Origin of the sequence: Pseudoalteromonas sp. NEC-BIFX-2020_002 (genome assembly GCF_013002825.1) — a bacterium.
Taxonomy (GTDB): domain Bacteria; phylum Pseudomonadota; class Gammaproteobacteria; order Enterobacterales; family Alteromonadaceae; genus Pseudoalteromonas; species Pseudoalteromonas neustonica.
Genome location: NZ_JABEPJ010000023.1, coordinates 33,123 through 47,628 on the forward strand (window position 1 = coordinate 33,123; position 14,506 = coordinate 47,628).

Below are 14,506 nucleotides of genomic sequence, written 5' to 3' on the forward strand. Positions count from 1 at the left end.
ATTAAAAAGCCAGCAGCTATGCTGGCTTTTTTGTATAAGAGGTTAACTAATGAAACGAATTATTACGCTTGCGCTCGCAAGCTTATTAACCGCATGCTCAAGCCAAATACAAATGCCTGATATTAGCGATGTACTACCAAGTAAAGAGCTTGACCGTACTATGTACTTACGGGGTGACTTCAATTTATGGGACGCAGAAACGCAATATGCATTTACTCAAGTCGCGCCTGCGCTTTATCAAGCGAACGTGAAATTCTCAACGCCAGGTAAAGTGTACGAATTTAAAATTGCCGATATGGATTGGAGCGCAGGTTATAATTGCGGATTCAGTGAACAAGATCCAACCGGTCAATCTCTGACGTTAGGGCAAAGCGTTTTAGCCGATTGCGATACTACCTATAACTACTTAAGTTTCACACCAGCAATAAAGGGCAGCTACATCGTCAGCATTGATTATAGTAACTATGATCAACCGAAAGTGACGATAACTAAAAAATAGCTGTCAGAAGTAGGTTGGGTAGAGTGAAACGAAACCCAACATGGCATAGCTTATCCACATTATAAGGCTTATATAACTATTAATAGAAATAAGTTTAAAGAAGACCATGAAGTTATACCGCGGGGTTAATATAGGATTAGACAAAATAGATAAAGGAAATATTATACCTAAGAGTAATAAAATTGATGCAGTACTGAGTGCAGGAGAGCTAGCTGGACAGTCTGGAGCCGGTTTTGAGTCTGGATTTAGTGATAATAACTCATGTATTTATCATCAGTATGATTCAGCCATATATGAGTCTTCTTGGGTTTCGACCACTACAAGCTTTAAAATAGCTAAGAAATTCGCAAAATTTAATAATTGTGAAGGGTATGTGTATGTTTTGGATTCCGAGCTATTTGAAAAATACAACATAATAATGAAAAAGCTAGAGAATGAGTTTTATCCAGACGAAAAGGAAGTATCAATAAGAGAAATTAATGGGGGATCAATTCCTAGCGAGGTAATTGTAGAAAAGGTTCTTGTATGAACCGTTGGGAGAATTTGTATATTGTTGGGTTTCGCAAGACTCAACCCAACCTACATGTACCTAATATACTTTGTGTTCTATAGTTAAAAAATTAAAATTGTTCATGGATGAATATAGATGCAATATAGGCGGGTTTTAGACTCTGGGGCTTGTTATTTTTTCACATTGACTCTAGAAAACAGAAATAAAGAATACCTAACACAAAATATTGACTCATTGCGTAGTGCTTATTCAAAAGTTATTAAAAGGTATCCAGTAAAAACAATTGCAATTGTTATCATGCCCGATCACCTACATGCACTATGGCAACTTCCTGTAAATGATAGAGACTATGCTTTGCGGTGGCGATTAATTAAAAGCTATTTTTCAAGGTCGCTGCCGATAGATGAGTTTCGCAGCACAAGCCGAATTGCTAAATCTGAGCGTGGCATATGGCAACGTCGTTACTGGGAGCATAAAATTAGAGACGATAATGATCTGCAAAACCATATTAACTACATTCATTATAATCCTGTGAAACATAAATATGTAACCAGAGCTGTTGATTGGCCATACTCTAGCTTTCATAAATATGTAAATTCAGGGGCATTAGCTGTTGATTGGGGAATTGATGCTGTAAATATCAGTATAGACGCAGAATAATTTTTTGTTGGGTTTCGTTTCACTCAACCCAACCTATAACCCTTTCTTCACCAAATACCTATACGGTACGGCATCGACTTCTTTGGCTATTAGGGTGTGATCCATAAACATGCAGAAGCTGGGGATGTCGCGGGTAGTGGAGGGGTCGTCTGCGGTGATTAATAAGGTTTCGCCATTTTCCATTTTGCGTACCGCGCTTCTGATCATCATGACAGGCTCTGGGCAGCGTAGGCCGATGGCGTCTAATTGGTGATCGGGGTTATCAAAACTCATGGTTGATTTACCTTAGCGTATGCGGTCGCATTTAATGGTTAATTTAAGGCTGCTAGTTTAACGACCTGAGCGCGATAAATAAAGCCACTTCAATGATACATATCAAGGCCAATCTGGGAAACGAATCATAAAAAAGCCGTACTGAATTAATCAGTACGGCTTTTAATCACCAAGAGATGGTTTACGTGTTCAAACTAATTAGTCTTGAACACGTTCAAATATAGTCGCGATGCCTTGGCCTAAACCAATACACATGGTCGCTAAACCGTATCTTGCGTTTTTATCTTCCATTAAGTGAATAAGCGATGTGCTAATACGCGAGCCTGAACAACCCAGAGGGTGACCAAGAGCGATAGCACCGCCGTTTAGGTTCACTTTTTCATCAACTACATCAGCAAGACCTAAGTCTTTTAATACCGGTAGTGATTGCGCGGCAAATGCTTCGTTAAGTTCAGCTACGTCGATGTCATCAATAGTGATACCAGCTTGTGCAAGTGCTTTTTTACTCGCTGGTACTGGGCCGTAACCCATAATTGATGGATCGCAACCCGCAACCGCCATCGCTTTTACGCGTGCACGAATTGGCAGGCCAAGAGCTTTCGCTTTTTCTTCGCTCATTACTAACATCGCAGATGCACCATCAGAAAGAGCTGAAGACGTACCGGCAGTTACTGAGCCCGATGCAGGATTAAACACAGGGCGAAGCTGTGATAAGCCTTCTACTGTTGTTTCTGGGCGAATTACTTCATCATCTTCAACTAAAATCAGTGAGCCATTATCATCATGACCTTCCATTGCGAGGATTTCGCGACGGAAACGACCTTCAACAGTTGCTGCATGAGCACGCTGATGCGAACGATATGCAAATTGGTCTTGCTGCTCACGGCTAATGCCGTGAATTGTTGCTAGGTATTCTGCTGTTAAACCCATTGAACCAGATGCTTGCGCGATTGAAGTTGCAAGACCTGGATGGAAATCATTACCGTGAGTCATTGGTACGTGACCCATGTGCTCAACACCACCAATTAGGTAGGTGTCACCCGCGCCAGTCATAATTGCGCGAGCAGCGTCATGTAATGCCTGCATTGATGAACCACATAAACGATTCACCGTTGTTGCAGGAACAGAATGCGGAATGCCTGCAAGCAATGATGCATTACGTGCAACGTTAAAACCTTGCTCTAAAGTTTGTTGTACGCAACCCCAATAGATATCGTCAATCGATGCTGGATCAACGGCTGGGTTGCGATCAAGTAAACCCTTCATTAGGTGAGCACTTAAATCTTCGGCACGCTTGTGTTTAAATACACCGTTTTTAGAACGGCCCATTGGCGTGCGAATACAATCTACAATTACTGGAGTATTCATGGTCTTATCCTTCCACCTTATAGAAAATACGGCCTTCTTCAGCCCATTTGCGAGTTTGCTCAGATACTTGGTAAATCGCACCTAGGTGAGCGTATTTGTCTGCGGTTGCAACAAAGTTAGCTAGCCCAGTTTGATCTAAGTAACGGAACGCACCGCCTCTAAATGGAGGGAAACCGATGCCGTAAATAAGTGCCATGTCAGCTTCTTGTGGAGAAGCAACAATGTTTTCTTGTAAACAAAGTAGCACTTCGTTGATCATTGGCACCATACAGCGATCGATAATTTCTTGTTTATCAAACTCTTTTGGTGCATCAGTGATTGAACTCAGTAGCTCAACTGATTGTGGATCTTGGGCTTTTTTCAAGCGGCCACGACGATCTGGCGCATATTGGTAGAAACCCGCTTTGTTCTTTTGACCAAAACGTTTTTCGTTAGCGAATACTGAAACTGGATCTTTTTCTGCTCGTGACATGCGCTCAGGGAAACCATCAGCCATAACACCTGTACAATGATATGCAGTATCAATACCTACAACATCAAGTAAGTATGCCGGGCCCATTGGCCAACCAAACACGTTTTCCATTACTTTATCTACTTTGGCAAAGTTAGCGCCTTCGACAACTAATTTACTAAAGCCTGCAAAGTATGGGAATAAAACGCGGTTTACAAAGAAACCTGGGCAGTCATTTACAACAATTGGAGATTTACCTAGTTTTAAGGCGTAATCAACGACGGCATTAATGGTTTTTTCCGAGGTTTTCTCGCCGCGGATAATCTCTACTAATGGCATTTTAGGCACAGGGTTAAAGAAGTGCATACCACAGAAGTTTTCAGGCTTTTCAAGGGCAGTCGCTAACTCATCAATACGAATTGTTGATGTGTTTGAGGTTAGAATCGTACCTGCTGGCATATCTTTTTCAAGACCTGCAAGCACCGCTTGTTTAACTTTAGGGTTTTCAACAACGGCTTCAACTACGATATTAGCGCTTTGTAAATCGCTATCGTTAAGAGTTGGTTTGATTTTACCTAACGTCGCAACCATTTTGTCCATCGTCATATGACCACGTTGAACCTTTTGGCCTAAAAACTTAGATGCTTCGGTCATACCTAAATCAAGCGCATCCTGCTGGATGTCTTTCATTATGATTGGCGTGCCTTTATAAGCCGATTGGTAAGCAATACCACCGCCCATAATACCAGCACCAAGTACAGCTGCTTGTTTAATGGCTACATCACTGGCTTTAGCTTGTTTGCGCGCTTTACCTTTGATGTATTGATCAGCTAAGAATATACCTGTTTGCGCAGCAGCTTCTGGTGTACGAGCTAATTTAGCAAAGTTGGCATTTTCAATTGCCATTGCTTCGGCGCGTTCACAGTTAGCAGCTGCTTTAATAGTACGAACCGCCATGATAGGAGCAGGATAGTGGCCTTTGGTTTTACCCATTACCATACCTTCTGCCATTGCAAAGCTCATGCCTTGCTCAACGCGGTTTAATTTAAGCGGTTGGAGTTTTACATTACGTTTTGCTTGCCAATCTAGCTTGCCAGCAATCGCTAATTCAAGTGTTGATATACTTGACTCTAAAAGTTTGTCAGCACTAACTACCGCATCAACAGCGCCTACTTTGAGGGCGTCAGCTGCACGATTTTCAGAACCGGCGGTGATCCAAAGCATGGCGTTATCGGCGCCAACAATGCGCGGTAAGCGCACCGTGCCACCAAATCCTGGCATTATGCCAAGTTTAACTTCTGGCAGGCCAATTTTTGCGGTTGTACTAGCAACACGATAATCGGTAGCGAGTACCCACTCACAACCACCGCCAAGTGCTAAGCCGTTTATGGCGCTTAGAGTTGGGAATGGTAAATCTTCTACCGCATCAAAAACATCAGTGGCATCTTTAATCCAGGCAACTAATTCAGCTTCTGGCTTAGTGAATGTCGGTAAAAATTCGAAAATATCGGCACCAATAATAAAGTGGTCTTTATCACTGGTAAAAATCATGCCTTTGATGTCGCTGTTGGCGGCTAATTCTTTTAATGCGTAAGCGCAATCTTTCAAGGTTTGCTGAGACAAGGTGTTTACAGAACCTGCAACACAAAATTTGAACTCGGCGATATTATCCTTGATGAAAGCAACTTCAAAGGAATCGCTTTTATATAACATTATTATTCTCCCTAGTTAGTGAACTAAGACTGGTACGATGAGTTTGCATTTCAATCAGTGTGCTTGCTTTAAATTAAAAATGCAACGAAAAATTTACTAAGCGGACTTTCTACTGGTTAAAATATAGCTTGTTTGATGCTAAGGTGTAGGTGAAGTGTTTGTCTTTTATTTACCTTTGAATATTTAAGGTCATCATGAAAAAACAATTGTTAGGTTTTACGGCAGCGGCATTACTCTTTCCTTTTTTTTCTGCCCAAGCCGATTCTGCCCATAAGGCATTTTTAAGCGCTGAAAAAATAGCTAAAAATGGAAGTTATCAAGAGTTTAAGGAAGCGGCAATACAGCTCGATCATCCACTTAAGCCGTACGTTGAAAAAATGTATTGGCAACGAAACCCAAGTATTGAGCGCCAATCTGAGATAGAAAATTATTTATCAATTTACGAACACACACCATTGGAGTGGCCAGTACGTAAAGCATGGTTACAGCATTTACAAAAGCATAATCGTAAAGCTGCATATATACAAAATTACCGTACCACTAGAAATAATGAGCTGACTTGTACTTATCTAAAATACCAGCTGGATTTGGGTGCCCCAAAAAAAGCAATTTTTAATCAGGTCACCGATTTATGGGTGGTAGGTAAGTCACAGCCCAAAGAGTGTGATTCATTATTTAGCCTATGGCGCAAGCAAGGTTATATGAGTGAAGAGTTAGTGTGGCAACGTATAACTTTGTCTGCTCAAGGTGGTACGCGTAGCTTATTACCTTATTTAAAGACGTTGCTGCCTCGTAAAGAACAATATTTGGCCGATCTGTACAGTAAAGTACGCAGTGATCCAAGTTCTGCGGCGGGTTTATATCGTTATAAGCACAAATCAGTTAAAGAAGGTGAAATAGCCCATTATGGTATTAAGCGACTAATTTGGCGTGATAAGGCTTTAGCACTTAAAGCGTGGGAAAAACTAGACGCGATGTTTGATTACACCGATGAGCAAAAAGCTGATGTTTATTATACATTTGCGTTAGCGCTTGCTTCAAGTGGCCATGAAGAAGCACGTTTTTGGTTAAGTAAAGTACCTAAAGAGCGCCAAGACCGTAAATTGATGCAATGGCAATTGGGTAATATGCTCAAAACTCAAGATTGGTCGGGCATTGTGGCGTTTTTTACTGGTAAAGAAAATCTCAGCCTCGGTCAGCAATATTGGTTGGCCTATAGTTTAGAACAACGTGGTGATAAGGAAAGAGCAAATACAATTTGGCAGGGAGTTGCGCAAGAGCGAGATTATTATGGCTTTTTAGCAGCTGCGCGCTTGGGATTACCCGTGCAGTTGAATAATCAACCTTTACTAGTGAGTGACAAGTTGATGCTTAATGTTGCTAATGCACCAGGTTTTAAACGGGCAAAAGCGTTGTATGAGTTAAAACGCTTTACTTCAGCACGACGAGAGTGGAATTATTTAACGAATACATCAAGTGAAGAAGAGAAATTGGCAGCGTCAAAATTGGCTGCCGAACTTGATTGGTACGACAGTACTATTTACACCTTAGCGCAAATTAAAGCGTGGGATTATGTGGAGCTGCGTTTTCCATTTGCCTTTCAAGATTTATTTGAGCGCTACAGTAAACGTAACCACATTGATGTGACCTGGAGTATTGCGATTTCTCGTCGAGAAAGTTCCTTTGCGCCCGACGCACGTTCGCATGCCAATGCTCGAGGGTTAATGCAATTATTGCCTAGTACCGCTAAATATGTAAATAAGAGTAGAGTGTCAGGAAGTCGTTTAAATCAACCCAAAACCAATATTCGCTTAGGTACTGAGTATTTAGAGTATCTAAAAAAGAAAAATAAAGGTAACGAGGTGCTTGCAACAGCGTCATATAATGCAGGGTATCATCGCATAAAGCGTTGGTTACCAAAAGAGGCGATGCCTGCGGAGTTATGGGTAGAGCTTATTCCGTATCGAGAAACACGCGACTATGTTAAGAATGTATTCGCTTATAGACAGGTTTACCACACGCGTTTGGGGCGTGAGGGGAATATATTAGCGCCTATTTTAGAAATGAAAATGGGTGGGTAAAGATCCCCTCAGATGCTTTAGTGCATCTGCTGGTGGTTTGGGGATATATGAGTCTATGATAGACTCAGTGCAAGTTAAATTTAACAGATGGGTTTACTATGGATAAATTAGCCGTTTTATACGCCGAACATATTGCAACACTGCAGCAGCGTACTCAAACTATTGTTGAGCGTGAAGGATTAGAAGGTTTAGTGATCCACTCAGGACAAGCTAAGCGCCAATTTTTAGATGACATGTATTATCCGTTTAAAGTTAACCCGCATTTTAAAGCTTGGTTACCTGTAATCGATAACCCACATTGTTGGATAGTTATAAATGGGACTGATAAGCCAAAGTTAATATTTTATCGCCCTGTTGATTTCTGGCATAAAGTACCTGATGAGCCGCGTGATTTTTGGGCTGACTACTTTGATATTGAGCTGTTACTTAAGCCTGATCAAGTTGAAAAGCTATTACCGTACGATAAAGCAAATTATGCTTATATTGGTGAGTACTTAGAAGTTGCACAAGCGCTCGGTTTTAATATTATGAACCCTGAGCCAGTACTTAATTACTTTAACTATCATCGTGCGTATAAAACTCAATATGAGCTTGAATGTTTACGCCAAGCAAACCGTATTGCAGTTGATGGTCATAAAGCAGCGCGCGACACTTTCTTTAATGGTGGCTCAGAGTTTGATATTCAACAAGCTTACTTAATCGCTACACGTCAAAGTGAAAATGAAATGCCGTACGGCAATATTGTGGCACTTAACGAAAACTGCGCTATTTTGCATTACACGCATTTTGATCCTAAAGCGCCACACGCACATCATTCATTCTTAATTGATGCTGGTGCTAATTTTAACGGTTATGCCGCTGATATTACCCGTACCTACGATTTTAAAAAATCAGGTGAATTTGCTGATTTAATCAATGTAATGACTGATCATCAAGTTGCATTAGGGAAAGCGTTAAAGCCGGGTATGCTATATGGCGAGCTTCACTTAGATTGCCACCAGCGTGTAGCGCAAGTACTGAGTGACTTTAATATTGTTAAACTACCCGCAGCTGAAATTGTTGAGCGCGGTATTACATCTACTTTCTTCCCGCATGGACTTGGCCATCATCTTGGTTTGCAAGTACATGACATGGGCGGCTTTATGGCTGATGAAAGTGGTGCGCATCAAGCGCCGCCAGAAGGGCATCCTTTCTTACGTTGTACTCGTTTGATTGAGAAAAACCAAGTGTTCACCATTGAGCCTGGTTTATATTTCATAGATTCACTATTAGGTGATTTAGCGCAAACCGACAACAAACAGTTTATTAACTGGGAAAAAGTTGAAGCGTTTAAACCATTTGGTGGTATTCGTATCGAAGATAACATTATCGTACACGAAGACAGCTTAGAAAATATGACGCGTGATCTAAACTTAGCTTAATTATCTAAGTTTGAATGATTGGGGCCATATGGCCCCATTTTTTTGGTTGAATATTGGTTAACTAAAGTATGTCAGAATATAAATACCCCGCAGCGGATGTGTTTCATCAAGAAGAAATTAAAAAAAGCACCTTTATTGTGCACATTGCACATACGCCCGATTTAGCCTGTGCAAAAGCATTCATTAAAAGTATTGAAGAAAAGTACAGTGATGCGCGTCATAACTGTTGGGCACATGTAGCAGGTAACCCGGGCGGTAGTCATGTGTATGGATTTTCTGATGATGGCGAGCCTAACGGCACGGCGGGTAAGCCAATGCTAAATGTGCTGGTAGGATCTGGTTTAGGAGAGATCACAGCTGTGGTTACGCGCTACTTTGGTGGTATAAAGTTAGGAACCGGTGGTTTAGTGCGAGCCTATGGTGGATCACTCAATAATGCGTTGGCGCATTTAACAACAACCTTAAAAGTCCCCAGTGTGGAGCTGATTGGTTATAGTGATTACAGTGCACAAGGAGCGATAGAGCAGTTGCTGAAAACACAGTACCAAGTACTTAATATCGAAAAACAATTTACTGCTAATATTGAATGGGTTATTACTATTGATAGCCGCCAAGCTAAGCAAGCCATAAAAGATATTTATGATTTGAGCCATGGTGCGGTTGAGTTAAGTATTAAAGAGTAAGACAATAACCATTACTCACTAACCATTACCCTATAAAAAGCGATCGCTCAATGCAATTTCGTACCATCATTAAAATTCTCGGCCAACTCGTTGTACTGTTTAGTATCACCATGGTGCCGCCGGCAATTGTATCGCTTATTTATAAAGATGGTGGCGGTGTGCCATTTGTTCTCGCTTTTATATTTAGTGTTGTTATTGGCTTACTTGCGTACTACCCAAATAGACATGAGCAAGGGGATTTAAAAGCCCGCGAAGGCTTTTTAATCGTGGTGCTATTTTGGTTGGTACTAGGTGCGTTTGCATCCTTGCCGCTAATCTTTTTACAAGAGCCAAATTTATCTTTAGCAGATGCTGTGTTTGAAGCATTCTCAGGTCTAACGACAACTGGGGCAACTGTGCTTACTGGTATTGAGTACCTTCCTAAATCAGTTTTGTTTTATCGCCAACAGCTGCAGTGGTTGGGCGGTATGGGGATAATCGTACTTGCAGTGGCTGTTTTACCTATGCTTGGCGTTGGTGGTATGCAGCTGTATCGCGCTGAAACACCTGGGCCTGTTAAAGATTCAAAAATGACGCCGCGAATAGCCGATACAGCCAAGCATCTTTGGTATATTTATGTCGCGTTAACAGTTGCCTGTACGCTTGCTTATTGGGCCGCTGGCATGGAATGGTTTGATGCGATTTGTCATGCTTTCTCTACAATTGCGATAGGTGGATTTTCTACTTATGACGCGTCTATGGGGCACTTTGATAGCCCATTAATTAACTTTATCTGCGTGGTGTTTTTAATTATCGCAGCTGTTAACTTTACGTTGCACTACGCTGCGGTATCGAGTCGTAATCTCAACGTATATTTACGTGATCCTGAGTTTAAAGTGTTTTTATTTATACAGTTAGCGCTGGTGGTTGTGTGCTTTACGGTACTGTCTTCAAATAATGTTTATGCTAACGGTGATGAAACACTCGATCAGGCACTTTTTCAAGCAGTGTCGATTAGTACTACCGCGGGGTTTGCCACGGACAATTTCTCTGCGTGGCCATTATTTTTGCCAATATTGTTGGTTTTTTCGAGTTTTATTGGTGGCTGTGCAGGCTCGACCGGTGGCGGTATGAAAGTTGTGAGAGTCTTTTTACTCTATCTGCAAGGCGTGCGAGAGTTAAACCGTTTGGTTCATCCTCGGGCTATTTATTCTATCAAGCTGGGTCGTAAAGCCTTGCCTGATAAGGTTGTTGAGGCCGTATGGGGGTTTTTCTCTGCGTATGCGCTGGTGTTCGTAATAATCATGTTAGCCTTAATGGGCACTGGTATGGATAACATTACGGCGTTTTCAGCTACGGCTGCATGTTTAAATAATTTAGGCCCAGGTTTGGGGGATGTTGCTGCCCATTATGGCGCGATCAGTGATGGTGCCAAGTGGTTATTAACGATTGCGATGGTGTTTGGGCGCTTAGAGATATTCACCTTGTTAGTATTATTTACCCCGACCTTTTGGCGCGGTTAATCAGTTATGACTTGAAAAGTATTCAGGCCATTTGTTGCATTAGAACATTGATATGTAGTTGGAAAGGATATGCCAAAAACAAAACAACAATTAAATTTAGAGAATTTAGCGCACATAACGGCTGGCAGTATTGTCGATGTAGAGGTTTTAACACCCACCACGAGTAAGCGTATTAAAACGGAGTTTGTCGGTTTTTTAAATGATAGGTTCGTTATATTAAATTATCCCTCGCCCAAGCGTTTAAGTAATGCTGGTGAATACTTAAAAGACGGTGTTGTTGTCATTGTTAGGGCTGTGCTCGAAAGCGGTGGTGGGCAGGTTATTGCTTTTCGTCAACAGATACTGTCGGTATCATCGCACCCAGCACGACTTATTTATTTAAACTTCCCAACCCAAGTTCAGCTATTTAGGTTACGCTCACAAACGCGTATTCCGACATTACTACCTGCAACAATAAAACTCAGCGATGAGCGAGAATTACATGGGGTGATTAAGGATATCTCAGTGACGGGTGTGATGTTTGATGTAAAAGGCAAAGATGACCTGACTAAATTAAAGAACACACAATGCAATATAGTATTAGATAAAAATAACAAAGGCGTCACAGAGTTTAGTGGACAAATATGCAGTATCAAAACCCATGCTACAGGCTCACAGTTTGGTATTCAGTTAACGGCAAGTGAAGAGGAAATGAAATCCTTCATGAAGGATCACTTTATTGACCTCTCAGTACTCGAGCGTGTTGACCTTTCGTGATTGATTTTTCAGCAGTATAAATGCCAAACATGCGCTGCCCAAAGGGTTCTTCCTAGGGGCGATTAACTCTTTGTTACCTACACGGATGTAGGTAAGGGCCGTGAGCAGGACGCGAAAGCTTTGCTCGGTTTTTACTTATTCTCACATGGATGTGAGCTAGTAGAATAACGCAGGAGCAGTTATCGAGCCCGCTAGGTTAAAAACCTCGCGCCGCGATTAAATCGCCCCTAGATCGAACAAATTTCAATCCACAAAGGTCAACACGCCATAGAGATGCTTGTTTAAATTTGATGATTTTCGCTATTTTGCAACAAAATGGTGAAAATCATGTAACTCTTCTCAAAATCGGTTTAATTATTTTAATAGTCATTACTTATCAACGGTTTATTTTTAAAATTAAATTTAACTTCAAGCTATCTGTATATACATTAAGCTTTTCCGTGTTTCAAAAGATGCTCATAGAGAATGATTTTTCGTTTTGATGCTGTTTTGTGTCTTTTTTATTTTACGTAAGTCACTGATAAATTGAGTTTTAATTTTACCCTCCTTTATTTTGTTGCTATTTAGCAACAAAAAGCACAGCAAATACCTCTAAATTCCGCGCTAAACTCTTTAAGTTTTTGATTTTATTGAGCTTATAAATGTTGGCATCGAAGTTGTAATAGTCTAGTTGTACTGAACGAAAACATGATTACTACTTTGTTCTAAACCATAAACATTGAAGGAATATTTATTATGAATACATTAAATAAAACACTAGCACTTATCGCATTAGCATCATCTTCAGCAGCATTTGCTGCAACCGACTTTGATACGTTAGATGTTGATGGTAGCGGCGCAATCAGCCAAAGCGAAGCGTCAGTTGATGCAGAGCTTATGGCTAAATTTGCTGAACTAGATACAGACGGTAACGGTGAGTTGTCTAAAGACGAGTTCTCAAAGTCGTAATATAGGCATTCTTTTACTAAAGGGATCTCTGAAAAGGACTTCCATTCTTAATTTATCTACAAGGAATATTTATTATGAACACATTAAATAAAACATTAGCACTTATCGCATTCGCATCGTCTTCAGTAGCATTTGCAGCAACCGACTTTGATACGCTAGATGTTGATGGTAATGGCGTGATTAGCCAGCAAGAAGCATCAGTTGATGCGACTATTTCTGCAAAGTTTGCAGAACTTGATACTGACCAAAACGGTGAGTTATCAAAAGAAGAGTTTTCACAAGCTTAATACCTGAATACTTAGTTTATCCTGAGTTGCCAAAGACAACCTAAATGGGAAAGGAACCTATGATAAAGGATAGCAAGGACGGCTTTAACCAGTATTGAAACCAATTTTTTGATAGTACATTGAAGGAATATTAATTATGAACACATTAAATAAAGCATTAGCACTTATCGCACTAGCATCGTCTTCAGTAGCATTCGCTGCAACCGACTTTGACACGCTAGATGTTGATGGCAATGGCGCAATAAGCCAAAGCGAAGCATCAGTTGATGCCGAACTTATGGGGAAATTTACAGAGCTTGATATTGACCAAAACGGTGAGTTATCAAAAGAAGAGTTCTCTAAAGCATAATATGATTTTTTAAAATTGATTCTTCCCTGGTCATTTTATTCTAAAGCAGCCGCACTCCCGGCTGCTTTTTTGTTTGTTTATCGAACGTTTATACCCAAACCACCTCAAGATGCAGAATTCAGCGTTCCACAGGGGCTTAATATCAAGGCGTTACTATTGCAATAATAGTCGTCCCTTTTAAGAAGTAACAACGTAGAGAGTAAGCGCCTATGAAACGCCCAGAGGGTTGGTTTAAAAGCGATTTATACTGCGTTATTGATTTTAACAAAGGAGCAACCATTATTTGCAATCAATGCCTTGTCTAAGTCGCTTTTAACTCCAACGACGCTCGCATATTGAGGTGGTTTGGGTATACAGGTTTGGAAAATAAGTTTATTATCAAGGCGTTAATTCATACATGGAGGTGAGTAATGTTATCGCTAATTTCTTCGTACGCCGCAATTATAGCCAGTATATGGATTGTGGTAGGTGTTTATGTGGCTGGTCGGTTTTACCCAAATTACAGTCATAGAAAACAATTTTGCAGTGAGCTTGGTGCCACTGGTAGCCCTACAGAAAAATTATCTCCCCTTATAAACAATTACCCACTAGGCATACTTTTTTGCCTATTTGGCTGGCATGTTCTTGCATTTGATGACGCATCTATACTCATTAATCTAGTTGCTTGGCTAGTCATTGTTCATGGTATAGGAACTTGGGTGGCTGGTTATTTCCCTATGGATGCAGATCCTTATATAAAAACGCCAACTGTGAGTTGCAATATCCACTCTTGGGCTGGTTTTATTATGTTACTTTCATTGCTAATTGCGCCGTTGCTGGTGGTTTTTAGTGGGAGTGTGTCGGTTATTTTTCGGTGGTTTTCAGCGGTGTCGGCCGGATTTACAATTTACTTTTTAGTGTTGTTGGCTAAAGCGTTTAAGGCAAGAAAGCACGCAGGGGTTTATCAGCGTGTATCTTATGGTATTCAGCTATTGTGGCTAAGTGCATTTTCGTGGGTGATCTAA

General features: G+C 40.8%; 15 protein-coding genes. 12 read left to right on the forward strand and 3 right to left on the reverse strand.

Features of this window, described 5'->3' with window-relative positions:
• Nucleotides 1-49 precede the first annotated feature (49 nt).
• From HJP15_RS19335 to HJP15_RS19345, 3 genes are all read left to right on the forward strand, one after another.
• The gene (locus HJP15_RS19335) at nt 50-499 is read left to right on the forward strand and encodes an early set domain-containing protein (RefSeq protein WP_054206585.1); all 450 of its coding nucleotides are present in this window, start codon (nt 50-52) and stop codon (nt 497-499) included.
• 106 nt (nt 500-605) lie between these two features.
• Entirely contained in the window at nt 606-1,028 is a 423-nt protein-coding gene (locus HJP15_RS19340) for a hypothetical protein (protein WP_170174399.1), read from the forward strand.
• A gap of 117 nt (nt 1,029-1,145) precedes the next feature.
• Nucleotides 1,146-1,670, forward strand: a complete 525-nt coding sequence (locus tag HJP15_RS19345) for an REP-associated tyrosine transposase (RefSeq protein ID WP_054206583.1) — start codon at nt 1,146-1,148, stop codon at nt 1,668-1,670.
• Nucleotides 1,671-1,703: 33 nt separating this feature from the next.
• Here the strand turns inward: HJP15_RS19345 and tusA are convergent, their stop codons facing one another.
• The 3 genes from tusA to fadB form a co-directional block, all read right to left on the reverse strand.
• A complete protein-coding gene (gene tusA / locus HJP15_RS19350) occupies nt 1,704-1,943 on the reverse strand; it encodes a sulfurtransferase TusA (protein ID WP_054206582.1) in 240 nt (79 codons plus the stop codon).
• Nucleotides 1,944-2,141: 198 nt separating this feature from the next.
• Complete coding sequence (gene fadA, locus HJP15_RS19355; protein WP_054206581.1) at nt 2,142-3,311, reverse strand: acetyl-CoA C-acyltransferase FadA; 1,170 nt, start codon at nt 3,309-3,311, stop codon at nt 2,142-2,144.
• Nucleotides 3,312-3,315: 4 nt separating this feature from the next.
• Entirely contained in the window at nt 3,316-5,475 is a 2,160-nt protein-coding gene (gene fadB, locus HJP15_RS19360; protein WP_170174400.1) for a fatty acid oxidation complex subunit alpha FadB, read from the reverse strand.
• Between the two features lie 194 nt (nt 5,476-5,669).
• Between fadB and HJP15_RS19365 the strand changes: the two genes are divergently transcribed.
• The 9 genes from HJP15_RS19365 (at nt 5,670) to HJP15_RS19405 (ending at nt 14,506) form a co-directional block, all read left to right on the forward strand.
• Nucleotides 5,670-7,556: a transglycosylase SLT domain-containing protein gene (locus tag HJP15_RS19365; RefSeq protein WP_064435983.1), complete on the forward strand. Its 1,887-nt coding sequence runs from the start codon at nt 5,670-5,672 to the stop codon at nt 7,554-7,556.
• 98 nt (nt 7,557-7,654) lie between these two features.
• The gene (gene pepQ / locus HJP15_RS19370; RefSeq protein ID WP_054455833.1) at nt 7,655-8,977 is read left to right on the forward strand and encodes a Xaa-Pro dipeptidase; all 1,323 of its coding nucleotides are present in this window, start codon (nt 7,655-7,657) and stop codon (nt 8,975-8,977) included.
• A gap of 68 nt (nt 8,978-9,045) precedes the next feature.
• Complete coding sequence (locus HJP15_RS19375; protein WP_054206577.1) at nt 9,046-9,660, forward strand: YigZ family protein; 615 nt, start codon at nt 9,046-9,048, stop codon at nt 9,658-9,660.
• A 50-nt stretch (nt 9,661-9,710) separates the two neighbouring features.
• Entirely contained in the window at nt 9,711-11,162 is a 1,452-nt protein-coding gene (locus HJP15_RS19380; RefSeq protein WP_054206576.1) for a TrkH family potassium uptake protein, read from the forward strand.
• 69 nt (nt 11,163-11,231) lie between these two features.
• Nucleotides 11,232-11,918: a flagellar brake domain-containing protein gene (locus HJP15_RS19385; RefSeq protein ID WP_054455830.1), complete on the forward strand. Its 687-nt coding sequence runs from the start codon at nt 11,232-11,234 to the stop codon at nt 11,916-11,918.
• 735 nt (nt 11,919-12,653) lie between these two features.
• Entirely contained in the window at nt 12,654-12,866 is a 213-nt protein-coding gene (locus HJP15_RS19390) for an EF-hand domain-containing protein (RefSeq protein ID WP_054455827.1), read from the forward strand.
• Nucleotides 12,867-12,940: 74 nt separating this feature from the next.
• Nucleotides 12,941-13,153 (forward strand): EF-hand domain-containing protein, encoded by a 213-nt coding sequence (locus HJP15_RS19395; RefSeq protein WP_170174401.1) that lies wholly within the window; start codon nt 12,941-12,943, stop codon nt 13,151-13,153.
• 136 nt (nt 13,154-13,289) lie between these two features.
• The gene (locus HJP15_RS19400; RefSeq protein WP_054206572.1) at nt 13,290-13,502 is read left to right on the forward strand and encodes an EF-hand domain-containing protein; all 213 of its coding nucleotides are present in this window, start codon (nt 13,290-13,292) and stop codon (nt 13,500-13,502) included.
• Nucleotides 13,503-13,912: 410 nt separating this feature from the next.
• Nucleotides 13,913-14,506 carry a DUF998 domain-containing protein gene (locus tag HJP15_RS19405; RefSeq protein ID WP_170174402.1) on the forward strand — a complete coding sequence of 198 codons (594 nt, stop codon included), beginning with the start codon at nt 13,913-13,915 and terminating at the stop codon, nt 14,504-14,506.

Coding starts and splice junctions, on each gene's coding strand:
- HJP15_RS19335 (WP_054206585.1), top strand. CDS start 50: ATGAAACGAATTATTACGCTTGCGCTCGCAAGCTTATTAACCGCATGC.
- HJP15_RS19340 (WP_170174399.1), top strand. CDS start 606: ATGAAGTTATACCGCGGGGTTAATATAGGATTAGACAAAATAGATAAA.
- HJP15_RS19345 (WP_054206583.1), top strand. CDS start 1,146: ATGCAATATAGGCGGGTTTTAGACTCTGGGGCTTGTTATTTTTTCACA.
- tusA (WP_054206582.1), bottom strand. CDS start 1,943: ATGAGTTTTGATAACCCCGATCACCAATTAGACGCCATCGGCCTACGC.
- fadA (WP_054206581.1), bottom strand. CDS start 3,311: ATGAATACTCCAGTAATTGTAGATTGTATTCGCACGCCAATGGGCCGT.
- fadB (WP_170174400.1), bottom strand. CDS start 5,475: ATGTTATATAAAAGCGATTCCTTTGAAGTTGCTTTCATCAAGGATAAT.
- HJP15_RS19365 (WP_064435983.1), top strand. CDS start 5,670: ATGAAAAAACAATTGTTAGGTTTTACGGCAGCGGCATTACTCTTTCCT.
- pepQ (WP_054455833.1), top strand. CDS start 7,655: ATGGATAAATTAGCCGTTTTATACGCCGAACATATTGCAACACTGCAG.
- HJP15_RS19375 (WP_054206577.1), top strand. CDS start 9,046: ATGTCAGAATATAAATACCCCGCAGCGGATGTGTTTCATCAAGAAGAA.
- HJP15_RS19380 (WP_054206576.1), top strand. CDS start 9,711: ATGCAATTTCGTACCATCATTAAAATTCTCGGCCAACTCGTTGTACTG.
- HJP15_RS19385 (WP_054455830.1), top strand. CDS start 11,232: ATGCCAAAAACAAAACAACAATTAAATTTAGAGAATTTAGCGCACATA.
- HJP15_RS19390 (WP_054455827.1), top strand. CDS start 12,654: ATGAATACATTAAATAAAACACTAGCACTTATCGCATTAGCATCATCT.
- HJP15_RS19395 (WP_170174401.1), top strand. CDS start 12,941: ATGAACACATTAAATAAAACATTAGCACTTATCGCATTCGCATCGTCT.
- HJP15_RS19400 (WP_054206572.1), top strand. CDS start 13,290: ATGAACACATTAAATAAAGCATTAGCACTTATCGCACTAGCATCGTCT.
- HJP15_RS19405 (WP_170174402.1), top strand. CDS start 13,913: ATGTTATCGCTAATTTCTTCGTACGCCGCAATTATAGCCAGTATATGG.